The organism is Nibribacter ruber, assembly GCF_009913235.1.
Taxonomy (GTDB): Bacteria; Bacteroidota; Bacteroidia; order Cytophagales; family Hymenobacteraceae; genus Nibribacter; species Nibribacter ruber.
Genome location: NZ_CP047897.1, coordinates 1 through 23,079, shown reverse-complemented (window position 1 = coordinate 23,079; position 23,079 = coordinate 1). Strand labels below are relative to the sequence as shown.

Genomic DNA, 23,079 nt, shown 5'->3' with positions numbered 1-23,079 from the left:
GTCTATTCCCTCAGATTCAATCAATTTAAATGCGAATCAAGATGAAAAAGATACCTCTTTTAGCCTTGGCCATCCTTATGATGGTAGGCCAAGCCAATGCCCAAACCAATCAGAAAGCGAAAACAGCAACCCCGAAAGCTATGAAAGAATCCGCCCAAAAAGACCAGTATACCTTTCAGTTAAGTGATAAAGTGACCCGCCAAGCTGTAACTTTTAAAAACCGCTATGGCATTACCCTGGCTGGGGATTTATACCTGCCTAAGAACAGAGGAACCCAGAAACTTGCCGCTTTGATTTTGAGCGGTCCTTTTGGAGCGGTGAAGGAGCAATCTTCTGGATTGTATGCGAATGAAATGGCGTCCAGAGGGTTTGTGACCTTGGCCTTTGACCAATCCTTTACCGGCGAAAGTGGTGGAGACGTGCGCAACGTGGCCTCGCCTGATATTTACACAGAAGACTACAGTGCCGCCGTGGACTATCTTGGCTTGTTGCCTACTGTTGACAGAAATAAAATTGGGGTGATAGGAATCTGCGGCTTGAGCGGCATGGCTCTCACCGCCGCCACTAGCGACAGCCGGATTAAAGCCGTAGCCACTGCTTCTATGTATGACATGTCCCGCAGCATGAGCCGCAGCCACAAAGACAGCTATACTTTGGAGCAACGCAAGAAGGTGATTGATTACCTAAGCCAACAGCGTTGGGCAGATGCCGAGAACAAGAACTACGCGGTAGGCTTACATGAGGTACCTTTTGACGAAAAAGGCAATCTTGTAAAAGGAAACCGTATACTTCCTGAATCCCTGCCTCAGAACCCAGATCCTGTATTAGCTTCCTTTTTTGATTATTACCGGACACCGCGCGGTTTCCACCCAAGGTCCATCAACTCAACCACCGCCTGGACCGCTACCACCCCCATGTCCTTCTTCAGTTTTCCCATGGCGGCCAATTTGGAGTTGATTTCACCCCGTCCCATCCTGCTGATTGCGGGTGAAAATGCACATTCGCGTTATTATTCCGAGGATGTGTACAAAATGGCATCCGGTCCCAAAGAGCTAGTGATTGTACCTAAGGCAGACCACGTTGATTTGTATGACAAGACAGACATCATCCCTTTTGACAAACTCACTTCCTTTTTCAACCAGAATTTGAAATAAGGCCATCTGGCAGGAAGGTGCTTCACAAGCACCTTCCTGTTCTTCATTAGAAAACCCGAATTCTAAAACTGTCACTTATGAGAACAGGCACCATTTTATTCCTAATGCTCTTCAGCCTCCAACTGTTAGCCTGTACTGTAAATAAGAAAAAGAACATAGAGCCTGATACGCCTAATTCTACTAGCATGAAACTTAGGATAACAGTTGGTCAGAAAAAGTTTGTGGCCACTTTGTATGATAATGCCACCGCTACCGCCTTCAAGGCCCAATTGCCCATGACCCTTAACATGACGGAGTTGAACGAAAACGAAAAGTACTTTGATTTGCCCAGCAGTCTGCCTACCAACGCTTCCAGTCCCGGCACCATCCAACCCGGTGATTTGATGCTGTTTGGAGCTAACACACTGGTGCTTTTCTACAAAGAGCTTACCACTCCTTACCAATACACACGGCTGGGGCGCATTGATGACCCTACCGGGCTTTCCACCGCATTAGGGTCTGGAAATGTGACAGTGGCTTTTGAATTGGATAAATAAAGCTGGCTAACTAAGCCATCACCTAAAGGCGGTGTAACCGAAAATTAACCTTCTCCCCTCACTCAAATTACTAATGTATAAGAAGCCTAACAAGAATATAATATCTGTAGTCGCTTTGGGAATGGTACTATTGTTTAGTAACTGCCAACAGCAAGATAATAACCCAACTGCCCAAGAAGAAACACAATCCATCTTCCCGAAAGGCGAACTAGGATCCAAAGAGAACTTTACGGGCAAGGCCTGGGCCTCCAGTCTGGTAGCCAATGACAGCACTTACAACACATTAGTTGGTAACGTCTATTTTGAGCCTGGTGCCCGAAGCAATTGGCATATTCATCCGGCCGGTCAAATCTTGATTATCACAGACGGGGAAGGCTATCACCAGATAAAAGGGCAAGCCCGGCAAACTTTGAAGAAAGGCGACGTAGTGACCTGCCCGCCTAACATGATGCACTGGCACGGGGCAAGTCCAGAAAAGGGCATGCAACAGATGTACATTATCCCTAACACAGAGAAAGGAATTGTAAAGTGGTTGCACCCTGTTACAGACGATGTCTACGCTAGTGAGCAATAAATCACAATTCACACCACAGTGCTTCAATAATATCACAAACAGCCTAAAAACAGACTTATTCGTTTTTAGGCTGTTTTGTGTAAACCAAGCCAAAAACAAGCTCTACGAAAACAACTGAGGCAACTTCTGAATCAAGGTATAGCCTCCCATGTACGCCATCATGAGCACGGCTATTACGCCAAATACAGTTAGCCAAAGCGGGTGATGGTAGGTGCCAATGATCTTGGTTTTGTAGGCAGCCAGGAGAATGGTGCCTAAGGTAATGGGCAGAATCAATCCATTGAGGGCTCCTGCCAGCACCAGTAAGGATACCGGTTTGCCAATTAGCACGAAGAGAAGGGTGGAGATGGCGATGAACCCAATGATAAACCAGTTCTCATTCTGGTCAATACGCTTGTGGAACGTCCTGATGAACGTCACCGACGTGTACGCTGAACCTACTATAGACGTCACCGCCGCAGCCAGCATCACTAACCCGAAGAGCTTGTACCCCACGCTGCCCGCCGCCGATTGAAACACCGAGGCCGGCGGATTGGCATCGTCCAACACAAAGCCTTTGGTGATGACTCCCAGCGTTGCCAGAAACAAAAACACTCTGATGACAGAGGCGATGGTGATGCCGGAAACGGCGCTTCGGTTTACGCTGGGCAAAGCCGCTTCTCCCCGCACGCCGGCATCTAACAAGCGATGGCCGCCGGCAAAGGTGATGTAGCCCCCCACGGTACCACCCACTAAGGTAATGATGGCCATCACGTCAATCTGATCGGGTGTGATGGTTTTTGTGGCGGCTTCTGCCAGTGGTGGATCAGAAACAACGGCCACGTAAATGATGAGCAGGATCATGAGCACGCCCATGACCTGAGCGAAACGGTCCATGACTTTGCCGGCTTCACGGACCAGAAAAATCACAATGGCTATGGCGGCGGCAATGATGGCTCCCACCTCTGGCGAAAGGCCCAGCAACACTTGAAATCCTAAGCCAGCGCCGCCCACGTTACCAATGTTAAACGCAAAACCTCCCAGCACAATGAGCAGAGAAATGAATATGCCTAAACCCGGAAATACTGCGTTGGCAATATCCTGCGCGCGTTTCTCTGACACGGCAATCACCCGCCAGACATTCAACTGCACTACAATGTCCAGAAGAATAGACAGCAGAATCACAAACCCGAAACTGGCGCCCAACTTCTGCGTGAATACGGTAGTTTGCGTTAAGAACCCCGGGCCGACGGCAGATGTCGCCATCAAGAAGGCGGCACCCAACAAGACACTCCAATTCCTTTCTGACTTCATAGAATTAGGCGCCTGTGGTTTGTAACTGAATCCCTTTCTGGGTAAGTTTTTCCTTAATGAGCTGGGCAAGTTCCAGCGCGTGCGCTACATCGCCGTGAATGCAAATGGTATCTGCTTGTATAGCCACTTCTTCGCCCTGCTGGGAACGCACCTTTCCTTCTTTGATCATGCGTATCACCTGCTGCACTGCTTCCTGTTGGTTGATGATCATGGCATTGGGCAACCTGCGCGACGTCAAGGTGCCATCTGCTTGGTAGGTTCTGTCAGCGAAGACTTCATGGGCTACGTGCAAGCCCAGTTTCTCCCCTGCTTTAACCAGTTCACTGCCAGCCAAGCCATATAGGTGCAGGTGAGGATTTACCTTGTAGACGGCCTCGGCAATGGCCTGAGCCAGAGATGCATTGATAGCTGCCATGTTGTACAAGGCGCCATGCGGTTTTACGTGGTGGAGCACGCCGCCCTCAGCCTGCACAAATGCCTGCAACGCGCCTATTTGGTACACCACCAGATCAAAGGCTTCCTCCGCTGAAACCGCCATGTCCCTTCGGCCAAAGCCAACCAAGTCTTGAAAGCCCGGATGCGCGCCAATGGCCACCTTGTTTGCTATGGCTAACCGCACGGTCTTTTTCATCACCCCAGGGTCACCGGCATGGAATCCACAGGCAATGTTGGCCGAGGTGACAAAGGGCAGAATAGCTTCGTCGTTGCCCATTTGGTAGGCCCCGAAGCTTTCTCCGAGGTCACAGTTTATATCTACAGAATACAGGTGGCTCATGTGGTGAATTTAAGGGATAAAGTTTGCTTTAGGCGTTCCAGGTTCTGCTCTTGTTTCAGGTACAGGAATTGTGCTTCCTCTAAGGTCACTTCCTGGAATTGGATCTGCCGCCCGGGCACTACTTGGGCAAGCTTGGAATAATCTGCGGTGATGACCTGGGCAATTCTGGGATAACCACCAGTAGTTTGGTGATCGGCCATCAGGACAATGGGGTTGCCGCTGGAAGGCACTTGCACGGTCCCAAACGTGACGGCCGTAGACAGCATTTCCAGAACCTTTTGCAGCTCCAACTTTTCGCCCTCTAATTGGTAGCCCATCCGGTCTGAAGCTGCCGTTAACTGAAAAGAAGTTTGCCAGAACGTGTCCTTGCTTTCCAGGGAGAACCAATCGTATTCGGGTCCGCGCACGGCTCTGATGATTGGGTTGGGCTCGTATGCTGGCAATAAATCTGGCGAAGGCCTCCAAGAAGTTGCATAAAATGCTTCCTTTCCCAGACCGTTTTCTAGGCTCTTTACAAACGGAAACATATGGGTAGACAACTCGTTGCAATCCAGTTCTATACCCGCTTGCAAGACTTTGCCCTGCCAACCGCCAAACCCAGCTTTTAGGTAAGTAGAAGCGCTTCCTAAAACAGGCTCCACCTTAAGGCCACCGGCAATATTTAGGTAGCTTCGGGTGCCTTGAATGGGGGTGCCAAACGTGAGTATTGCTCCTGCTTTGACAAGTACGGGCCGCCAAAGCGGAATGGCTTCCCCGTTAATTTTAGGCGATAGGTCAGCGCCCGTGATGGAGATAAGATGGCTTTGCGTGAAAGTGATGGTTGGCCCCAGCAGGGTCATTTCTAGCGAAGCACTATTCTCATGATTACCCACCAGCAAGTTGCCCATTCTAAGAGCCATCGCATCCATGGCACCACTCACCAGCACGCCTTCTTTCTGGTGCCCCAACCGGCCCGTGTCCTGCACGGTGGTGAGTAGGCCTGGCTTCTCTATTCTAAGACCCATGGTGCTCTGTCTGTAACTGGTAAAACTCTTCTGGCCTGATGGGCACAAATTTCACGGTGTCTCCCATCTGTAACAGACTGGGAGTTTCACGGTGCACCTTGAACAAGGCCAAAGGGGTCCGCCCGATCAACTGCCAGCCGCCCGGAGTCTGCATGGGGTACACGCCCGTCTGCTCCCCGGCAATGCCCACAGAACCCGCGGGAATGGTGGGCCTGGGTGTGGCCTTCCTAGGAGTAGCCAGACTAAGGTTTAATCCACCCAAATAAGGAAACCCCGGTGCAAAGCCCATCATATACACCAGGTATTCCGGCGCTGTATGCAGGGCAATGACTTCAGCCTCTGACAACCCAGAATTCTCCGCGACGAACTTTAAATCTGGGCCGAACTCACTGCTATAACAAACCGGAATCTCCTTGACAACTTTGCCAGTTTTTTTGGAAGCAGACGTCATTTTTGCCAGTGCTTCCTGCACCCATACCACCACCGTTTCATAAGGATTCACCTTCCCTTTCAGGCTTGACAGCCAGGGGTTGTAGTAAACGGTGACAGTAGTATACGCCGGCACTTGCTCCACAAACCCATAAAACGGATGCACCTCTACATACTCGGCAAACGCGCGCACCTGCTCATGAATGCTCACATCAATCACTTCGCCAAACTGCACCACCAATGCGCTGTCTCCCAGCGGGAAGAGCTGAATATGCGAGGTATCTAAATGTGCTGATTTTGGCATGTATTAAGAGTAGAAGGGATAGACGTTTTTGGGGTATTTTCAGGAAAATAGGCGAAAAACGACAATCAAAAGTAGAAGTTCAAATTAAGGATTGGCCGTTTCAGGCAAATACAATTCCCGGTTCTTGTGCGGAACCAAGGCCAGCACCACCGCCTGTTCATAGAGTTGTTTTCTGTCCAGCACCTCATCCGTTAAAATGCCAATGGCGCCGCCTTTCTGCTTGGAGTTGATGCGGGAAAAAATCTGGTCGTTGGCTTTGCCGAGTTCTAGTCCTTGTTCCACCAGTTCTTGTACGGTTTTGGGTAAAAAGAAAGTACCAGAACGGGCCTTGCCTACCAGGTCTTCGGTCTGGATGACTACCCACGCGAAGGTGGCCAGCTCTCCCTGCAAATAGTCTACTCCGCCCTCAATGCCTACCCACGCGTCTGCCAGCGGGTTTGCTTCTTTGGCATTCTGTACGCGGTTGAGCGCACCGGCCAGCGTCTCTTCATCGGTCATGGGTTGGTCGGCTACGCCAGAGGGCACAGACACGGAGACGGTTTCGATGGAGGCGCCTGGCATCATCTTTTGCATTCCGGCCAAAGCCGCGCTTACTTTCACGGGGTTGCCCGAGGCGACTACAACTTTCAAAGTGGGTTTATTAAAGAGACTCATGGTTAGTCTAATGTTGTTCAGCGATTTTCCTTTACAAATTCACTCTCTTTTGTCCTCCTGAAAGGACCTTGTGGGCCAGCTGTAATGATGTTTACTCAAGCGTTTGTCAAGCTGGCCACCAAGATCCTTTCAGAATGACAAAAGGGAAAGATGGCAGTATCCTATTTAGCAAACCCTGCTTCAAGTTATCAACTTGGAGCAATCATTAAAGCAAGTTTACAAACTTGCGGCACAGGAACCACAAGTTGGAAACTTGCGGTAGGTAACTTCGTTTTTGGCCTATTTCTCAGATAAGAGCTTAAAAACCAAGCGTTCTATCACTAGCGTTTTCATGTACACTCTCTCTGAAAGGATTTCACCCTATAAGTTCGTAGCTTTAGCATGGCATGAAACATAAATATATCAAAACCCTTCGGAATGGCTTGCTCCTCTTCACGGTGACGGCTTCCATTTCTTGTAGTTCTTTTAAGATGGGCCCAGAGACTAAAGCAGGTGACGTTGAAACCGGTGTCTCTAAAAAGTTAGCAGAGCACCGGCGCGCCGTCCTTCAGAACCTATCCTACAATCTGCATCTGACCATTCCCGCGCAGAAGCAAGCGCCCATTGCCGCCACAGAAAAGATCAGTTTTGTGCTCAAGAATACCGCTGATGACCTGCAATTGGATTTCAAGGAGAAGGCTGATCATCTCAAAAGCGTGAAGGTAAACGGCAAGCCAGTGCTGGTCAGCATTACCAAAGAGCATATCGTGCTTCCGGCCAAAGCCCTGAAAACCGGCCAGAACCAGGTGGAGATTGCCTTCATTGCCGGTGATTTGTCTTTGAACAGAAACGAAGACTACCTCTACACGCTCCTGGTACCCGACCGCGCCCGGACCGTCTTCCCTTGCTTCGACCAACCTGACCTGAAGGCCACTTTTGAGCTGACCTTGACCCTGCCCAAAAACTGGAAAGCCTTAGCTAACGGTGCCTTGCTGGACTCGACGGTGACGGCCAATGACAAGACCTATCGGTTTCAGAAGTCAGATACCATCAGTACCTATCTGTTCTCATTTGCCGTCGGAAAATTCCAGCACGTGAGCCAAGCGGTAAAGGGCCGCACCATGCATTTTCTGCACCGCGAAACAGACCAAAAGAAATTGAAATTAAGCTTGGAGCCTATCTTCCAGATTCACGGAGACGCGTTAGCCTTCATGGAAGACTACACGCAGATAAAATACCCGTTCCAGAAGTTTGATTTTGTAGCCATCCCAGACTTTCAGTACGGCGGCATGGAGCACGTGGGCGCCATCCAATACAAGGCCTCTACTCTCTTCTTGGACGAGGGTGCTACGCAGGACCAAAAGATTTCCCGCTCCAGTTTACTCGCGCATGAGACGGCGCACATGTGGTTCGGGGATTTGGTGACCATGGAGTGGTTCAATGACGTCTGGATGAAAGAAGTCTTCGCCAATTTCATGGCCGATAAAATTACGCAGGTGGCGGTGGCCAACGCCAATTATGACCTTAAATTTTTAACCGACCATTTCCCGGCGGCCTACGGCATTGACCGCACGGCAGGCGCTAACCCCATCCGCCAGAACTTGGACAACCTGCAGGACGCGGGCTCTATGTACGGCAACATCATTTACCACAAGGCGCCCATTATGATGCGCCAATTGGAGCGCCTCATGGGCGAAGAGCTGTTCAAGCAGGGCTTGCGCCAGTACTTGAAAACTTACGCCAACGGCAACGCCACCTGGCCAGAGCTCATCCAGATTCTAGACGCGCTCACCCCGCAAGACCTTCAGGCTTGGAACCAGGTTTGGGTGAATGAGCCTGGCCGGCCTGTCTTTGACTATAACTTAAAAACCGCCAACGGTGCTATCACCGAACTGCGCATCTCTCAGAAAGGTGAAGACGGGTCGGCCCGCGTATGGCCCCAGTTTTTTGAGGTGGCCTTGGTGTACCCAAATCGCGTGGAGCAACTAACCGTGAATGCCAATCAAGCGCAAGTCACCGTACCCGCCGCCGTCGGGAAAGCCGGTCCCTTGTTTGTGCTGTTCAATAGCACGGGTCAGGGTTATGGCGTGTTTCCGGTAGATGCCAAGCTGTTGAGTTCTATGTACAGCTTGAAGAGCCCGGTAGAGAGAGCCTCGGCGTACATTAACCTATATGAGAACATGCTCAACGGCAGGTCAGTGACGCCGCGCCAATTGCTGGATGCCTATAGAAAAGGCTTGGCACAAGAGCCCGAAGAACTGAATCTAAAGCTGATGACCGGCCAACTAAGCGACATCTACTGGCGCTTCTTGTCTTCGGCAGAAAGAAACAAACTAGCCCCAGAACTGGAGAAGGAACTGGTGCAGGCCGTGCAGAAACAGGCCAAACCCAACTTCAAAAAACTGCTGTTTAAAACCTACCAGAGCATTGCCCTGACCAAGGAAGCCCAACAGCAACTTTATCAAATCTGGAAAGAGGAACAAGCCCCCGAAGGTGCTAAACTCACCGAAGACGACTACACATCCTTGGCTTTAGCTTTAGCCGTACGGGACTATCCAAATAGCGCTGAGATTTTGCAACAGCAGATGAGCCGCATTCCCAACCCAGACCGCAAACAGCGCATGCAATTCCTGCTTCCGGCCTTGTCTGGTGATGTGAAAGTGCGGGATGCGTTCTTTGCTTCTTTGAAGAACCCAGAAAACCGCGAGAAAGAATCCTGGGTCTTGTCAGCGCTGGGCTATCTGCACCATCCTTTGCGTACGGCAACTTCAGAAAAGTATTTGGCTGAGAGCCTTAATCTGCTCACTGAGATTCAACAGACCGGTGATATATTTTTCCCTTATGGCTGGCTTTCGGCTACCTTCGGGTCTTACGGCACCACCTCTGCAGCAAATACGGTGCGTTCGTTTTTAGCCCAAAATCCAGAATATAACCCAAAACTGAAAGCCAAGATTCAACAAGCCGCAGATGGTTTGTTTAGGGCGGAGAAGTTGTTGAAGGAGAGTAAGTAGAGATTGAGGCAAGTTCTGGTATTTCGTTTTTGGTCTGTTTTCTAGAAAACAGGCCAAAAACGAATCAACGTCAGTCCTTCTCTATGAGAAAGAAGATTTGGATGATAGGGTTGGCGTTATAAAAATTTACTACTCCCTTGGTCTGTCCCCTGACAGACCAACATTTTGGCTGTTTTAGAGTTGGTCTGTCAGGGGACAGACCAAGGGAAAGATTAATTTCCTGAAAGACCAAGAGGGAAAGTAAAACCCAAGACTTGAATAATAATGCTCCACCTATACAATTACCTGTTTTATAACCTTCTTTTGTTTACCTATTGGGTAAAGACTAAGAGAACGCCAGAGTTCTCTGCCCTCATGTTTTTATCATTTCTGTGTTTTATCAACGCTGTTAGTGCTTACAGCTACGTCAAAGTAAGATTCTTCCCAAATTTGCATTTAGAAACTCCTCTCAATGTGATTCTACTTTTGGCAGCTTTTGTGTTTGTCAACTATCTGTATTTCTTAAAAAATGGCAGGTATCTACAGATAGTAGAAAAGCTAGAGAACGAATCAAAGGCTAAGAAACAATTGGGTACCCTCTTAACGATTGGCTTTGTAGTCATCACTATATATTGCTTATACCTTTTTGGAAATCAGGCACGCGACCTTAACATTTTAAAAAAGAATGGGCTATAGATTCCGCTTTAGTACCTTTGCCCTATGATTTTGAAAGCCTTCTGCACTGACATTGACGGTACCCTTTTGAACAAAGACCGGGAACTGTCACCTAAAACAATTGCTACCCTACAGCGCTTGCCCAAAGATTTTCCGGTGATTCTGGCTTCTAGCCGCATGCCCAGCGCCATGTACCACTTGCAGAAGGAATTGGGCGTGCACCCTTCGTCGCTCATTTGCTACAACGGTGGGTATGTCCTGCATTATGACGAAGGCACCCACACGCCGGAAGTCCTAGAAACGGTGATGATTCCGGTGGCTATCTGTCAGCCTATTCTGGAGATGACGCAGGGCACGCAGGTGCACATGAGCTTGTACCAAGAGGATTTCTGGTATGCCCCGCAGATGGACCAATGGACGGAGCGCGAAGAGAAAATAACCAAGGTGAAAGCCATCCTTCAACACCCAGCCCAAGTACTAGAAAAATGGAATGAGGCCAACTCTGGCGCGCACAAAATCATGCTCATGGGCCCCGAGGAAGAAATACACGCAATAGAGCAAGCCTTGAATGAGCAGTTTGGCGAGGAGATTCACATTTACCGCTCCAAAAACACGTACCTGGAATTGGCGCCGAAAGCCATTTCCAAAGCCTCGGGATTGGAGTTAATCTTGCAGAAACACGGCATTCAACTGTCTGAGGTCATTGCCTTCGGGGACAATTACAATGACATTCACATGCTACAGGAAGTGGGTCTGGGCATAGCCGTGGCCAACGCCCGCGATGAGGTGAAAGCCGTCGCCAACGAAGTGACTTTGAAAAGCGTTGAAGACGGCGTCGCCGTGGCCGTAGAGAAATACTGCTTTTAACTTCCTTATGTGTTCTCTAAAAGGAAATGAGCAACAAGAAATAGAAGAACTGTTTTCAATGTTTCACGATTTTGAAATAATCAGCGTGAAGAAAATTGGAGATGTTTTAACTCTTGAGCTTGTAATTCCATGGGGTGAAGTGTGGATCCCTCCTATCATGGACTACCAAATAAAACTAGACCTTATTGGTTGTAGGGAGTTAAAGTGCGATTACTTCGTTTTCAAAAATGATGAAGTGACTAAATTAAAACCTACCGCATTAAGAGAGACAATCAGGAAAACCACAAGTGACACCCGAACCATAAGTAACTTAGGCCTTGAGATTCAAAATTTCACTTTATTTGAACCTGACTCCTTCATCTTAAACTGTAACAATTCTAAAGGTATAGCAGGAGGTGAATTGGCCTTTACAGCAAAGGATTACATGCTTTTTAAAAGCTTAGGTGAGCCGTTACCTTTACATAAGCTTAAACAATGGGCAACGCAATGGTGGGATGGTATACAGGAAATGTGGAACAAGGAGAATCAGGCAAACGATAACACTTTGAACTAACAAACCCATTTCTTCTTGAAAACCAATTGACTGTTTTTGGGCTGATTTCCAGAAAATAGCCCGAAAACGGCTACTCTCCTTTCCTTCTCAATTAAATCCTGTAGTCCGCGCAAATGTTGGTACCTTTGCGTCTTGCTTCAGTGCGCATCAAAATTCTGAATTGTTGAGTACAGACTAGAAAGCTTCTGTTCAAGAAGGTTACTACTGGTCTTGCCTCGGAGCTATTGTCACAAACATCATCATAGAAGAAGCGCGTGGAAACACAGAAGAACAATCCCCTTCACGGAAAAACCTTGGAAGCCATTCTGACTCAGTTGGTAGACCACTACGGTTGGGAGAAGCTGGGCGACCGCATCAGGATTAACTGTTTTGTCAGTGACCCCAGCATCCAATCCAGCCTCAAGTTTCTCCGCAAGACGCCTTGGGCTCGTACAAAGGTGGAATACCTGTATGTCAAAACCTTCGGCGGCAAGTAATTGGGATTTACCCGCGTAGTATTCTATCACCCAAGAATCACAGCATCATGTCAAAAGACGAACAAGTACGCTTAAATAAATACATCAGTGACTCGGGTTTCTGCTCTAGAAGAGAAGCCGACCGCTACATTGAAGAAGGTCGTGTGACCATTAACGAAAACATGCCGAAGATGGGCGCTATGGTACGCCCTGGCGACGTTGTGGCCGTGGATGGCGAGACCATTAAGTCTAAAAAACCGACGGACCGTCCCATTGTATTGGCCTTTAACAAGCCGGCCGGCGTGACCTCTACCACAGACCCGAAGGATAAGACCAACATCATTGATTTTATTGGCTACCCCAAGCGCATCTTCCCCATCGGGCGTTTGGACAACCCTACAGAAGGGCTTATTTTCCTGACCAATGACGGGGATTTGGTGAACAAAATTCTGCGCGCCGACAATAACCATGACAAGGAGTACTTTGTGACGGTAGACAAGCCCGTGACCGATGAGTTCATTGCCAAGATGAGCAACGGCGTGCGCTTGTTTGAAGGCGTGACCAAGAAATGCTTCGTGCAGAAACGCGGCATCAAAAGCTTTACCATTGTGCTTACCCAAGGCTGGAACCGCCAGGTACGCCGCATGTGCGAAGCCCTTGAATACAAAGCCACCAGCTTGAAGCGTACGCGCATCATGAACGTGAAGCTAGCCGATTTGCCAACCGGTCACTGGCGTCATTTGACTCCAGACGAGATGAAAGGTCTGCTGGAGGCCGTGGCCGATTCTTCTAAAACCGAAGAAGCCTCTGCCAAGACCAGAACCTCTGCCAAACAGGCCGCCGAAGAAGCCGAAAACGACTTCTCAGACCTGCGTGAAGAAGAAGAATTTGGCGTGAAGGTTCACTATGCCAAGCCCCAGCAGTCGCTTCCGGCGTCTGAGCACAAGCGCACCCTGCCCGGCGAGGTAAAACGCGAATACTTTGAGCGCAAGGCCAAGTATCCGGCCAAGAAAACCGGTTCCGGCACAGTCGCTGGCAAACCGAAGGCAGAGGCCACCGGCAAACCAAAGCCTGCTTCAACCAGAGGACCAAAAAGCGCGGCGCCTACCAAAACCGGGTCAAGACCATTGGCTAATTCGGGTAATCCTAAATCGGCGGCCAACCGCAAGTCTAAAGCATCTGGACCAGCTAAACGCACCGCGGGTACCCGGGGCGGAAAACGCAGTAAATAGATAATCAGACTTTATCTTTAGCTAGAAATAGTTGAGTCAAATAAAAGTAAAAGAAGCGGGCATAGTTAGTAAGCCACAGGAAAGGAGAAGTTTAAAAAGCTTCTCCTTTCACTTTTTGTCTCTTTTACTCTCTCCATTAATCCTGCTAGGAGGACTTTTTCTAATGATTCCTGCAAGTATCCTCTCGCTCTACTAAAGCTTTTCAAAGACTAAGGAAGAAAAGCTCTGGATGAAAGCCCAGTTGACTAATTCCAGTATAATAGAGCAATGGACATTTTTGACTGAAATGAATTCCATCAAACTTTTCCAAAAATTTGAAGGTGAGATTCGATTCGGACCGGGCTATTTTTCAGTTAAAAGTGAGCCACCATTCCATGAGTTTGATGGTAAAACATTTGGAGACTGGTTCTTTCACTATAAAGACGGCATATTCCTCCAGCAATGGGACTCTACCAAAAGCGCTGACTCAAAGCTTTTGTATTTGGATACCATACATCTTACCATCACTGAGTTAAAAACTCAGGTTCCTGCGGTCATTTGGGAGATGAAAGTTTTAGAAGAAAACCAACTCCAATTGAATTGCGACACAGGCCATAAGATTTTGGAATTTAGAATTGAACTAGCAACTAATCAAACTTCACAAATACAAGCGGCATTTTGAGGGATGGGCCTGCTGTAAACTCAAAGAAATTCAATGGAAATGGAACACCACCAGTATGAACAACAGGTTATGCATGAACTGCGGGCGTGGCAGGAGCAGATGCTCCGTCGGCCTACCATCATCAACCAGCTGGCGGCCCGTTTCCAAAAGAAGGTAAACAGTTTCATTCCGGAGAAGGTCCACAAGGGCATTACCACCACCTTGAGGCAAATGATAAAAGCCGTGCTGTTCGGGGCGAAGATTACGTCCCGGCCGCCGGTTTCCTATTCCAGTTTGCAAGCCCAGGAGGCCGCAGTGATAGAGCGTATTGAGTTCTACAAAAAGACCGCCGCCGCCGAGGGAGGCATCACCGGAGCCGGTGGAATTCTCTTGGGCCTAGCGGACTTCCCGCTGTTGCTGAGTTTGAAACTGAAACTGTTGTTTGAGATTGGAAGCCTGTCGGGGTTTGACGTGCGCGACTACCGGGAGCGGGTGTATCTATTGCACATCTTCCAGCTGGCGTTCAGTAGTCACCAGCACCGCCGCGAAGTGTATTTGCAAATGGTGGATTGGGAAACCCAGAAACAGCACCTACCCGAGGACATTAACGACTTTGACTGGCGCACCTTCCAGCAAGAATACCGAGACTACATTGACCTAGCCAAGATGGCGCAGTTAATTCCCATCATTGGTGCACCTGTAGGCGCAGTAGCCAATTATATGTTGTTGCAGAAACTGGGCACCACGGCGCTCAACGCTTACCGCATGCGCTACAAAGAAACCCTGCACTTGCCCGCGTTTACTAGCGCCAATTCATAATGCTGTGGTAGATGAGCGAGGCGGCTAACTTGGCCGTTCTGCTGTCTATGTCAAATTGCGGATTCAGCTCCACCACGTCCAGGCTCAGCACCTTTTCTGATTTCATAATATCCTGCAAAAGCAACAGCACAATGTCTGGCTGAACGCCCATGGCCGCCGGCGCACTCACTCCTGGCGCATACGCCGCCGCGAAGACGTCCAAATCAATACTCACATAAACTTTGTCTATCTTGCTTAAGAAGGTTTGAATCTGTGATTTTAATGCCTCAGCGTTGATGGCATGCAGGTCTTGCGCCAGTACATATTCTGCGCATAGGTTTTGGGCGGTGTTGAATAAAGCCCGCGTGTTGCCATATTCCTGAATGCCCAGACAGAGGTAGTTAAAGTCTTTGTTCTGCTTCTCTAAGGCGTCTGCTATCTGCAAAAACGGCGTGCCAGAACTAGGCTGATTCGAGTAACTGCGCAAGTCAAAATGCGCATCAAAGTTGATGATACCCAGCGTCTCCTCTTCCTCTAACGCAGATTGCAAACCCAGAAAATGCCCATAAGCGGTTTCATGCCCGCCTCCTAAAACAATGGTCTTGTACCCATGCTCCTGCAAGGCCTGCACCTTCTTGCCCAACTGCACTTGCGCCTCCTCCAAATACTGATTGAGCACCAGTACATCCCCCGCGTCAGCCAATGAAGCATTGCTTGGTAGGTGATTGGCAAAAGAAGCCATGGCCTGCCGAATCAAAGGCGGTGCACTGGCGGCTCCTACCCTGCCCTGGTTCCGGCGCACGCCTTCATCACAGCAGAACCCCAGGAACGCAAACCCACACCTGCCCGGTGCCACTTGCGGCAATTCCTGTTCCGGCGACAACCTGAGCAATTGCATCATCTGATGCCAGCGTAAGCCCAACTCACCGTCTGCGGCATCTACTCTTCCTTTCCAGGTTTGGGCGTCTATGGGTTTGTACATGAGGTTTTGTAATGGTTAAATTACTTGGGTTGGATGAAATTAAATTAAGTTTACTTGACGTTTGGTCGTTTTTGGCCTTTTTCTTGGAAATCAGGCCAATATCAGTCAGTAGTTTGACTAAATATCTGCTTACAAGCAAAACCGGCTCCCCCACTTTTGTCATCCTGAAAGGATCTTAGTAGAAAGCTGTAATGGCATTTGACTAAGTGCTATTACTACTTAACACAAATTTCCTTTGTAGAGACCAGGCACTGCCTTATCTCCCACGCATTTCCATCTTATTTTTAATTTATCTTATAATGTAAAAACCCCTCTACAGAACTTCGCTCGGTGCCTCAAACTCTCGTTCGGGCAATCCTCAATGGGAGAATCTGCGCTTAGTCACACGCCTTTATAGCTTGCTACCAAGATCCTTTCAGGATGACAAATATGAAGAGTGGGGTTAGTCCAAGGTAATTCTTAATTCTTAATCAAATCTCCCCGCTTCCAAACCACACTGGGCTTTAGCTTTCCCTGCATGTACAGAATCTCGCGGTAATCATCTGTATTGAAGGCAATCATATCTGCCAATTGACCAGTTACCAAGGTGCCTCTGTCTGTAAGGCGAAGGGCGTGGGCGGCGCGGTAGGTGATGCCAGCCCAGGTTTCGGCCATGGTGAGCTTTTGGGCGGCACCTAATAAGGCGGATTGCAGAAGTAAGTCCCCCATGGGCGCTGAGCCGGGGTTCCAGTCGGTGGCGATGGCGACGCAGAGGCCGGCGTCTAGCATTTTACGGGCGGGTGCATAGTGCATGCCTAGGCCCACCGAGGCGCCCGGCAAAACGGTGGCTACTACGCCTGCCTTTTTCATGAGGTGGATTTCTTCTTCGCCGCTGGCCTCCAGGTGGTCGGCGCTGGCAGCGTGTACGTGGGCGGCTACTTCCGTGCCGCCGGTAGAAAACTGGTCGGCGTGAACGGTGATGTCAAATCCTAGTTCCTGGGCGTCTTTCAGATATCGTAAGGCATCAGCTTCGTCAAAGGCGGTGTCTTCAATGAAGATGTCCACGCGGTTGGCCAAGCCTTCTGCTTTTACCTGGGGCAACAAAACTTTTAGCACATGCTTCAGGTAAGTGGCACCATCTTCAAATTCGGGCGGAACCATGTGGGCGGCCAGACAAGTAGGCACCAACTCCAAGGGCTGTTGTTGGCTCACATTTTGGATAGCCCGAAGCATCTTCAATTCATCTTCCAGATTCAAGCCATAACCACTCTTAACTTCACAGGTGGTAACACCTTCCTGTAAATGCCTCTGACAGCGTTGCAACAGGCTTTGTTCAAGTTCTGCCTGGCTGGCCTTTCTGGTTTTCCGGACGGTGTCCAGAATACCACCGCCGCTACGCGCGATTTCCAGGTAGCTTTTACCGGCAATGCGTAGGGCGTAGTCCTTGGCTCTGGACCCGGCATAGCAGAGGTGCGTGTGCGCGTCAATCAGGCCGGGCAACAATACCATGGGCTCCTCTATCCATTGAATGGCATAACCATTTGCTTCAGCCTCTGGGAGCAAATAGGCGAAGGCATCCACCCGTACAATCTTCCCATTCTGCACTAATACCCCAGCTTGTTCTTCAATAGGCAAGGCTTCATCCAGCAAAGGACCAGTCAAAGGCAAATCGGCCATGGTCACTACTTGAGTGAAAGGCCCTATTAATAGGAAAGAAGCTGTGGACATAGTGTTAGAATTAGAGCGTTTGCAAAACAGCGGTTCATGTAAAAAGCCTTTCCGTTTTTGGCCTGATTTGATGAAAACAGGCCAAAAACGGAAAGGCTACTAAACTAGCATTCCTTATATGTTTAAGCCGAATTTCTCAGCGTTCTTCTGGGCAGTTTCATAGCCGGCGTCTGCGTGACGGAAGATACCCATGGCAGGGTCATTGTAGAGGACGCGGCTCAGGCAACGGTCGGCGCGGTCTGTGCCGTCTGCCAGAATCACCATGCCCGCATGCTGAGAATAGCCAATGCCTACGCCGCCGCCATGGTGGAAAGACACCCAGGTAGCGCCACCGCTGGTGTTGGCCATCAAGTTGAGCAATGGCCAGTCAGACACGGCGTCAGAACCATCCAGCATGCCTTCGGTCTCACGGTACGGCGAGGCCACCGAACCGCAGTCCAAATGGTCACGGCCAATCACGATAGGCGCCTTCACTTTGCCTTCGCGCACCAGTTGATTGAACATCAATCCGGCTTTTTCGCGCTCGCCCATACCCAACCAGCATATACGGCAAGGCAGGCCCTGGAACGCTACTTTCTCCTGCGCCTGCTCCAGCCAGTTAATCATGTGCGTGTTCTCAGGGAAGAGTTCTTTCAAGGCCTCATCGGTTACTCTGATATCCTCCGGGTCTCCTGACAAAGCGGCCCATCTGAACGGACCTTTCCCTTCGCAGAAGAGCGGGCGCATGTACTCGGGCACGAAGCCCTGAATCTGGAACGCGTCCTTCTCGCCACCCTGCATGGCAAATTCCCGCAGGTTGTTGCCGTAGTCGAAGGTTCTGGCACCGCGCTTTTTCAGTTCCAGCATAAAGTGCACGTGGCGGGCCATGCTTTTCAGGGATTTCTCTTTATAGGCGGCTGGGTCTTCTTCTCGTAATCTTCTGGCTTCTACCAAAGTCAGTCCATTAGGCACATAGCCGTTGATGGGGTCATGCGCCGAGGTTTGGTCTGTCAACACATCTGGGGTGATGTTATCCTGAATCATGCGTTCCAGCACATCGCCAATGTCACCAACCAAGCCCACGGAGATGGCTTCACCTTTGGCTTGCGCCGCCAGCACCAGCCGCATGGCCTCGTGGTAGTCATAGGTCATCTTGTCAATGTAGCGGGTCTCCAGGCGCTTTTTGATGCGCTCAGGGTCAATGTCCACGCCCAGAAAGGTGGCACCGGCAATGGTGGCCGCCAGAGGCTGAGCCCCGCCCATGCCGCCTAGTCCGCCGGTCACTACTAACCTGTTGCGCAGGTCACCGCCAAAGTGGATTCTTCCGCAGGCCGCAAAGGTCTCATAGGTGCCTTGCAGAATGCCCTGAGTGCCAATGTAAATCCAGCTTCCGGCAGTCATCTGGCCGTACATCATCAAGCCGCGGTCACGCAGGTTGTTGAAGTGCTCCCATGTAGCCCAATGCGGCACCAGGTTGCTATTGGCAATCAGCACGCGTGGTGCCTCGGAGTGCGACCGTATCTTGCCCACCGGTTTACCACTCTGCACCAGCAGACTTTCATCTTCTTCCAGGGTCAGCAACAACTCCACAATCTTGCGGGCGTCTGCTGGTGTGCGTGCAGCCTGACCAATACCACCGTACACCACCAACTTCTCTGGATCCTCGGCTACCTCGGCGGTAAGGTTGTTCAAGAACATGCGCAACGCAGATTCTGACTGCCAGTTTTTGGCGTTCAGTTCTGGGCCGGTGGGCGGCGTGTAGACCGGGTGGGTGGCGTATTTCTGGATGAATTCTTCTACCGTGAGGTTAGAGTAGACAGCGGGTGCTGGGGCATTTACAAGTTCCATGTGAGCAAGGGTTAAAACGCAAATGAGTGGTGGAAATTAGCGAAATTCTGCCAGTCTCTGGACCATTTGTACTTAGAAAATCCGTCAAGTTTCCTTATAGCCTAGCCCTCCAGTTGCACTTTCAATCCTGATTTCAGCTTGAGCAGTAAGCAGACAAGTTGAAATTAAGCAAGACCCCACTCCTCTTTTGCAGGAATAAACGCATGAAACCAGTTCCAAAAAAGCCGTTACGGATCTAGTAAACCCCCTCATGCAACCTAAAGCCCCACCAGCCGTTGCAAGAGAAATATTGCACTTATAGAAGCGTAACCGCTTCTGGGCAATGCAACCCCTAACACTACCCAACTATGAAAAAGAACATATTCTACAGCAGTGCCCTGGCAGTGCTCCTGTTGTTCAATTCCTGCGCCACCAACCCGGTCACTGGCAAGAAAGAAGTGATGCTCATCTCAGAGGAACAGGAAATTGCCATGGGCCAGGAGGCAGATCCGCAGATTGTGGCGCAGTTTGGCCTGTACAATGACCCCGAAATGCAGCGCTTCATCCAGGAGAAGGGGCAGCAGATGGCCGCCGTCTCGCATAGAAGCAATCTCAAGTATACCTTCAGGGTGCTGGATTCTGAAGTGATCAATGCCTTCGCCGTGCCGGGCGGCTACGTGTATTTCACGCGGGGTATTATGGCGCACCTGAACAATGAGGCACAGTTTGCGGGCGTACTGGGCCACGAGATTGGCCACGTGACGGCCCGGCACTCGGCGGCGCAGCAGAGCAAGGCCACCCTCACGCAGGGACTCTTGATTGGAGGCATGATCTTCAGTCCTACGTTGGCCAACATGGGCCAGACCTTATCACAGGGCGCAAGTCTCTTGTTCCTGAAATTCGGGAGGGATGCTGAGCGGCAAAGTGATGAGCTAGGTGTGGAGTATTCTACCAAGATAGGCTATGACGCCACTGAAATGGCCGACTTCTTCCTGACCCTGCAACGCAGCAGCGCCCAGGCCGGCGCGCAGGAGATTCCGGATTTCTTGTCTACCCACCCTAACCCCGGCGACCGCTATTCTACCGTGAAACAACTGGCCGCCCAATGGAAACAGCAGGTCAACACGCCCTTAAAGGTGAACCGCAACAACTTCCTGAAACTCATTGACGGCATCATTTACGGCGAGGACCCAAAACAAGGCTTCGTGGAGAATCAGGTATTCTACCACCCAGAACTTAAATTCCAGTTCCCAATTCCGCAGGCCTGGCAGTACCAAAACACGCCGCAACAAGTACAGATGGCACCCAAAGACGGAAAAGCCCTCATGTTCCTGACGCTGGTACCGGGCACGGCTCTGGAAGCGGCCGCCCAGGAAGTGGTGACCAAATACCAGTTGCAGCCCCTGGAGTCTAGAAGCGTGACGGTGAACGGCCTGCCAGCCATTGCCATTGTGGCTGACCAGAAACCGTCGCAAGAGGCCCAGCAACAGCAGCAAGAGCAGGTTCCGGTGCGCGCCATGATCTACCTCATCCAGTACGGAGGCAACATTTACGGTATGTTCGGGGTGACTTCAGCAAATGACTTCAATGCCTACGCGCCCACGTTCTCCAATACCATGCAGAACTTCAGGACGCTCTCAGATCCAGACAAACTCAACCGCCAGCCTGAACGCGTGCGCGTGAAAACTTTGAGCAAGGCATCTACCCTGGCCCAAGCCTTGACCAGCTACAACGTGCCCACCAAGCGCCAGGAAGAAATAGCCATCTTGAACGGCATGCAGCTCAAAGACCAACTGGCCGCCGGCACCATGATCAAGATAGTGGCCAAGTAATCGGTTTATTCACTTCTTTACCAGTCTCTTCGTTTTTGGCCTTTTTTCCAGAAAACAGGCCAAAAACGAAGAGACTTTTCATAAACAGGCACGTACAAACTAGTCCGCATTTTCTAACAGCCCATGAAACTAGACATTGTGCATGACCAGGAAGATTTCAGGTTTTACGCGCCCTTAGGCGATGAAGAAGCCGAGATGACCTACACCTACCCAGAAGAAAAAGTGTTGGACCTGGACTACACCTTTATCCCCGAAGCGTACCGCAACCAGGGCCTGGCAGACCAATTGGTGAAAGCCGGACTGGACTTTGTGCAAGCGCAAGGCTACCAGTTCATACCGTCCTGCCCGGTGGTGGAAGCCTACGTGCAGCGGCACCCCGAATACCAATCCCTGATGAAAGAATAATTTCACTCGTTTTTGGCCTATTTCCCAGAAAACTGCCCAAAAACGATTTCCTCAAACCACCAAAAAACCAAACAAGCTATGGGCGTAACAGAACTGTTTGATAAGATAAAGAAAGAATTTAAAGCCGTGCTGGGCGAAGACTCCAAGGACAAGTTCTTCCAAAGTGAGAATACCTTCCCAGACGAAGAAAGCGCCATTCAGGCTTTTGCCGAAGCCCGGGAAAAGCTATTCAACATAGAGGGTTGGTCAGACATGACGGGCATCACCTCTACCTTTGAACTTTACAACGCGCAGGGCCAGAGAGACATCAGCAGAAAGCCCACCGTGGGAGATTTCATCAAGATCATTCTACCGGCCAGCACCATTGAGAACTGGGTGAAAGTGGTGGACGTGACCGAGGAAGAAAACCTGGCCAAGTTTGTGGTACAGCCCAGTCAAAATCCTCAGAAACCAGCACAGCCAGCCGGCAAGACAGAACACTTCTTCACCGAAGAAGCCACCAGCACCTTTCTGGTAGCCCGCCAAGGTAACACCCTGCTGGCCTGCGAGATTGGCCAAAACGAAGTAGCCAACAACCACGGCCAGGAAGCCGGTGACCGCCCTCTCCTTAACACCGTCATCTCCACCGGCGGCTGGGCAGGCTTCCAGGCCATCCAATGGGGCAACCTCACCAAATACCTGGTGCATTTGAAAGACTAGGGTTTGCCTAAAGCATAAGAGATTCATGCTGTTACGCTAAGCCAAATGGTTTCTGGTAGAAGTTCTATCGCCCATGGCACCAACGTCCGTATGTCTCATGGAAGGCCCTAAAACGCAGCAGCCCGCCTCCTATAGAAAAGCCGGGCTGCTGCGTTGTTTAAGAAGAAGGTGCTTAGGCTTGTTTCACCAGTTGGATTTCGGCGAGAAGTTTGATTTCATCGGCTACTACTACGCTGCCGGCTTCGGTGACGGCGTTCCAGGTGAGGCCGAACTCTTTACGGCTGATCTTGCCGTTTACCGTGAAACCGGCTTTGGTCTGCCCGTACGGGTCTACCACAATGCCCCCAAACTCCACGTCTACGGTCACTGGCTTGGTGGTGCCTTTGATGGTGAGGTTGCCGTGCAGCTTGGCGCGGTCATCGCCTAGCTTTTCATAGCGGTTGCCCACAAACTTTATCTGGCCGTGCGTATCGGTGTCAAAGAAATCCGCTGATTTTAGGTGCGTGTCGCGTTGCTCGTTGTTGGTGTTGATGGAGTTGACATCGGCGGTGAACAGGATGCTGGACGCGGTAGCGAAGTCGTCACTCTCCGTCTCCACTTCCACGTTGAACGTCTGGAAATAACCGGTCACGGTAGTGATCATCAAGTGCTTTACTTTGAACTGCACCTCTGAGTGCATAGGGTCAACCGCCCATTTAATTGCTGCCATAGTTTGTAGATTAAGGTGAATGTTTCG

At 50.2% G+C, this 23,079-nt stretch carries 22 protein-coding genes; 13 read left to right on the top strand and 9 right to left on the bottom strand.

Translation table 11 applies throughout. The features are described from left to right. The first annotated feature begins 29 nt into the window (after positions 1 to 29). The 3 genes from GU926_RS00110 (at position 30) to GU926_RS00100 (ending at position 2,264) form a co-directional block, all read left to right on the top strand. Complete coding sequence (locus GU926_RS00110) at positions 30 to 1,154, top strand: alpha/beta hydrolase (RefSeq protein ID WP_317165602.1); 1,125 nt, start codon at positions 30 to 32, stop codon at positions 1,152 to 1,154. Between the two features lie 185 nt (positions 1,155 to 1,339). Then, complete coding sequence (locus GU926_RS00105; protein WP_232058383.1) at positions 1,340 to 1,690, top strand: cyclophilin-like fold protein; 351 nt, start codon at positions 1,340 to 1,342, stop codon at positions 1,688 to 1,690. Between the two features lie 121 nt (positions 1,691 to 1,811). Further along, positions 1,812 to 2,264 carry a cupin domain-containing protein gene (locus GU926_RS00100; RefSeq protein WP_160687832.1) on the top strand — a complete coding sequence of 151 codons (453 nt, stop codon included), beginning with the start codon at positions 1,812 to 1,814 and terminating at the stop codon, positions 2,262 to 2,264. Between the two features lie 102 nt (positions 2,265 to 2,366). Here GU926_RS00100 and GU926_RS00095 read toward each other — a convergent pair whose 3' ends face one another. The 5 genes from GU926_RS00095 to yjjX form a co-directional block, all read right to left on the bottom strand. Further along, positions 2,367 to 3,557 carry an NRAMP family divalent metal transporter gene (locus tag GU926_RS00095; RefSeq protein ID WP_160687830.1) on the bottom strand — a complete coding sequence of 397 codons (1,191 nt, stop codon included), beginning with the start codon at positions 3,555 to 3,557 and terminating at the stop codon, positions 2,367 to 2,369. 4 nt (positions 3,558 to 3,561) lie between these two features. Beyond that, positions 3,562 to 4,332: a LamB/YcsF family protein gene (locus GU926_RS00090; RefSeq protein WP_317165601.1), complete on the bottom strand. Its 771-nt coding sequence runs from the start codon at positions 4,330 to 4,332 to the stop codon at positions 3,562 to 3,564. Continuing rightward, positions 4,329 to 5,336 (bottom strand): 5-oxoprolinase subunit C family protein, encoded by a 1,008-nt coding sequence (locus GU926_RS00085; RefSeq protein WP_160687828.1) that lies wholly within the window; start codon positions 5,334 to 5,336, stop codon positions 4,329 to 4,331. Before GU926_RS00085 ends, GU926_RS00090 begins: the two co-directional genes overlap by 4 nt. After that, a complete protein-coding gene (gene pxpB, locus GU926_RS00080) occupies positions 5,326 to 6,069 on the bottom strand; it encodes a 5-oxoprolinase subunit PxpB (protein ID WP_160687826.1) in 744 nt (247 codons plus the stop codon). Before pxpB ends, GU926_RS00085 begins: the two co-directional genes overlap by 11 nt. A gap of 84 nt (positions 6,070 to 6,153) precedes the next feature. Continuing rightward, entirely contained in the window at positions 6,154 to 6,723 is a 570-nt protein-coding gene (gene yjjX, locus GU926_RS00075) for an inosine/xanthosine triphosphatase (RefSeq protein ID WP_160687824.1), read from the bottom strand. A gap of 386 nt (positions 6,724 to 7,109) precedes the next feature. Here yjjX and GU926_RS00070 point away from each other — a divergent pair, with 386 nt between their 5' ends. From GU926_RS00070 to GU926_RS00040, 7 genes are all read left to right on the top strand, one after another. Further along, the gene (locus tag GU926_RS00070; RefSeq protein ID WP_160687821.1) at positions 7,110 to 9,713 is read left to right on the top strand and encodes a M1 family metallopeptidase; all 2,604 of its coding nucleotides are present in this window, start codon (positions 7,110 to 7,112) and stop codon (positions 9,711 to 9,713) included. Positions 9,714 to 10,412: 699 nt separating this feature from the next. Further along, complete coding sequence (locus GU926_RS00065) at positions 10,413 to 11,234, top strand: Cof-type HAD-IIB family hydrolase (protein ID WP_160687819.1); 822 nt, start codon at positions 10,413 to 10,415, stop codon at positions 11,232 to 11,234. A 7-nt stretch (positions 11,235 to 11,241) separates the two neighbouring features. Continuing rightward, positions 11,242 to 11,787 carry a hypothetical protein gene (locus GU926_RS00060; protein WP_160687817.1) on the top strand — a complete coding sequence of 182 codons (546 nt, stop codon included), beginning with the start codon at positions 11,242 to 11,244 and terminating at the stop codon, positions 11,785 to 11,787. A gap of 254 nt (positions 11,788 to 12,041) precedes the next feature. Next, positions 12,042 to 12,263 carry a VF530 family protein gene (locus tag GU926_RS00055; protein ID WP_160687815.1) on the top strand — a complete coding sequence of 74 codons (222 nt, stop codon included), beginning with the start codon at positions 12,042 to 12,044 and terminating at the stop codon, positions 12,261 to 12,263. A gap of 47 nt (positions 12,264 to 12,310) precedes the next feature. Further along, entirely contained in the window at positions 12,311 to 13,474 is a 1,164-nt protein-coding gene (gene rluF, locus GU926_RS18545; RefSeq protein ID WP_160687813.1) for a 23S rRNA pseudouridine(2604) synthase RluF, read from the top strand. Positions 13,475 to 13,703: 229 nt separating this feature from the next. Next, positions 13,704 to 14,135 carry a hypothetical protein gene (locus GU926_RS00045; RefSeq protein ID WP_160687811.1) on the top strand — a complete coding sequence of 144 codons (432 nt, stop codon included), beginning with the start codon at positions 13,704 to 13,706 and terminating at the stop codon, positions 14,133 to 14,135. 39 nt (positions 14,136 to 14,174) lie between these two features. Further along, positions 14,175 to 14,933, top strand: a complete 759-nt coding sequence (locus GU926_RS00040; protein WP_160687809.1) for an EcsC family protein — start codon at positions 14,175 to 14,177, stop codon at positions 14,931 to 14,933. On the opposite strand, the gene hutG is transcribed toward GU926_RS00040, so the two are convergent. From hutG to hutU, 3 genes are all read right to left on the bottom strand, one after another. After that, positions 14,917 to 15,894, bottom strand: a complete 978-nt coding sequence (hutG, locus tag GU926_RS00035; protein ID WP_160687807.1) for a formimidoylglutamase — start codon at positions 15,892 to 15,894, stop codon at positions 14,917 to 14,919. The genes GU926_RS00040 and hutG overlap by 17 nt on opposite strands. 459 nt (positions 15,895 to 16,353) lie before the next feature. Then, positions 16,354 to 17,601, bottom strand: a complete 1,248-nt coding sequence (hutI, locus tag GU926_RS00030; RefSeq protein WP_160687805.1) for an imidazolonepropionase — start codon at positions 17,599 to 17,601, stop codon at positions 16,354 to 16,356. A 114-nt stretch (positions 17,602 to 17,715) separates the two neighbouring features. Further along, a complete protein-coding gene (gene hutU / locus GU926_RS00025; RefSeq protein WP_160687803.1) occupies positions 17,716 to 19,428 on the bottom strand; it encodes a urocanate hydratase in 1,713 nt (570 codons plus the stop codon). A gap of 347 nt (positions 19,429 to 19,775) precedes the next feature. Between hutU and GU926_RS00020 the strand changes: the two genes are divergently transcribed. The 3 genes from GU926_RS00020 to GU926_RS00010 all read left to right on the top strand — a co-directional run bounded on the left by GU926_RS00020 (position 19,776) and on the right by GU926_RS00010 (position 22,343). Next, positions 19,776 to 21,239 carry a M48 family metalloprotease gene (locus GU926_RS00020; RefSeq protein ID WP_160687801.1) on the top strand — a complete coding sequence of 488 codons (1,464 nt, stop codon included), beginning with the start codon at positions 19,776 to 19,778 and terminating at the stop codon, positions 21,237 to 21,239. Between the two features lie 123 nt (positions 21,240 to 21,362). Then, on the top strand, positions 21,363 to 21,644 hold the full coding sequence (locus tag GU926_RS00015; RefSeq protein WP_160687799.1) for a GNAT family N-acetyltransferase: 282 nt from the start codon (positions 21,363 to 21,365) through the stop codon (positions 21,642 to 21,644). A 78-nt stretch (positions 21,645 to 21,722) separates the two neighbouring features. Further along, on the top strand, positions 21,723 to 22,343 hold the full coding sequence (locus GU926_RS00010; RefSeq protein ID WP_160687797.1) for a hypothetical protein: 621 nt from the start codon (positions 21,723 to 21,725) through the stop codon (positions 22,341 to 22,343). Positions 22,344 to 22,515: 172 nt separating this feature from the next. Here GU926_RS00010 and GU926_RS00005 read toward each other — a convergent pair whose 3' ends face one another. After that, positions 22,516 to 23,052, bottom strand: coding sequence for a YceI family protein (locus tag GU926_RS00005; protein ID WP_160687795.1), 537 nt, complete (start codon positions 23,050 to 23,052; stop codon positions 22,516 to 22,518). Positions 23,053 to 23,079 lie beyond the last annotated feature (27 nt).

Bases quoted from the DNA above. Each gene is read 5' to 3' on its own strand.
- GU926_RS00110 (WP_317165602.1), top strand. From the start codon at position 30: ATGCGAATCAAGATGAAAAAGATACCTCTTTTAGCCTTGGCCATCCTT.
- GU926_RS00105 (WP_232058383.1), top strand. From the start codon at position 1,340: ATGAAACTTAGGATAACAGTTGGTCAGAAAAAGTTTGTGGCCACTTTG.
- GU926_RS00100 (WP_160687832.1), top strand. From the start codon at position 1,812: ATGGTACTATTGTTTAGTAACTGCCAACAGCAAGATAATAACCCAACT.
- GU926_RS00095 (WP_160687830.1), bottom strand. From the start codon at position 3,557: ATGAAGTCAGAAAGGAATTGGAGTGTCTTGTTGGGTGCCGCCTTCTTG.
- GU926_RS00090 (WP_317165601.1), bottom strand. From the start codon at position 4,332: ATGAGCCACCTGTATTCTGTAGATATAAACTGTGACCTCGGAGAAAGC.
- GU926_RS00085 (WP_160687828.1), bottom strand. From the start codon at position 5,336: ATGGGTCTTAGAATAGAGAAGCCAGGCCTACTCACCACCGTGCAGGAC.
- pxpB (WP_160687826.1), bottom strand. From the start codon at position 6,069: ATGCCAAAATCAGCACATTTAGATACCTCGCATATTCAGCTCTTCCCG.
- yjjX (WP_160687824.1), bottom strand. From the start codon at position 6,723: ATGAGTCTCTTTAATAAACCCACTTTGAAAGTTGTAGTCGCCTCGGGC.
- GU926_RS00070 (WP_160687821.1), top strand. From the start codon at position 7,110: ATGAAACATAAATATATCAAAACCCTTCGGAATGGCTTGCTCCTCTTC.
- GU926_RS00065 (WP_160687819.1), top strand. From the start codon at position 10,413: ATGATTTTGAAAGCCTTCTGCACTGACATTGACGGTACCCTTTTGAAC.
- GU926_RS00060 (WP_160687817.1), top strand. From the start codon at position 11,242: ATGTGTTCTCTAAAAGGAAATGAGCAACAAGAAATAGAAGAACTGTTT.
- rluF (WP_160687813.1), top strand. From the start codon at position 12,311: ATGTCAAAAGACGAACAAGTACGCTTAAATAAATACATCAGTGACTCG.
- GU926_RS00045 (WP_160687811.1), top strand. From the start codon at position 13,704: ATGAAAGCCCAGTTGACTAATTCCAGTATAATAGAGCAATGGACATTT.
- GU926_RS00040 (WP_160687809.1), top strand. From the start codon at position 14,175: ATGGAACACCACCAGTATGAACAACAGGTTATGCATGAACTGCGGGCG.
- hutG (WP_160687807.1), bottom strand. From the start codon at position 15,894: ATGTACAAACCCATAGACGCCCAAACCTGGAAAGGAAGAGTAGATGCC.
- hutI (WP_160687805.1), bottom strand. From the start codon at position 17,601: ATGTCCACAGCTTCTTTCCTATTAATAGGGCCTTTCACTCAAGTAGTG.
- hutU (WP_160687803.1), bottom strand. From the start codon at position 19,428: ATGGAACTTGTAAATGCCCCAGCACCCGCTGTCTACTCTAACCTCACG.
- GU926_RS00020 (WP_160687801.1), top strand. From the start codon at position 19,776: ATGAAAAAGAACATATTCTACAGCAGTGCCCTGGCAGTGCTCCTGTTG.
- GU926_RS00015 (WP_160687799.1), top strand. From the start codon at position 21,363: ATGAAACTAGACATTGTGCATGACCAGGAAGATTTCAGGTTTTACGCG.
- GU926_RS00010 (WP_160687797.1), top strand. From the start codon at position 21,723: ATGGGCGTAACAGAACTGTTTGATAAGATAAAGAAAGAATTTAAAGCC.
- GU926_RS00005 (WP_160687795.1), bottom strand. From the start codon at position 23,052: ATGGCAGCAATTAAATGGGCGGTTGACCCTATGCACTCAGAGGTGCAG.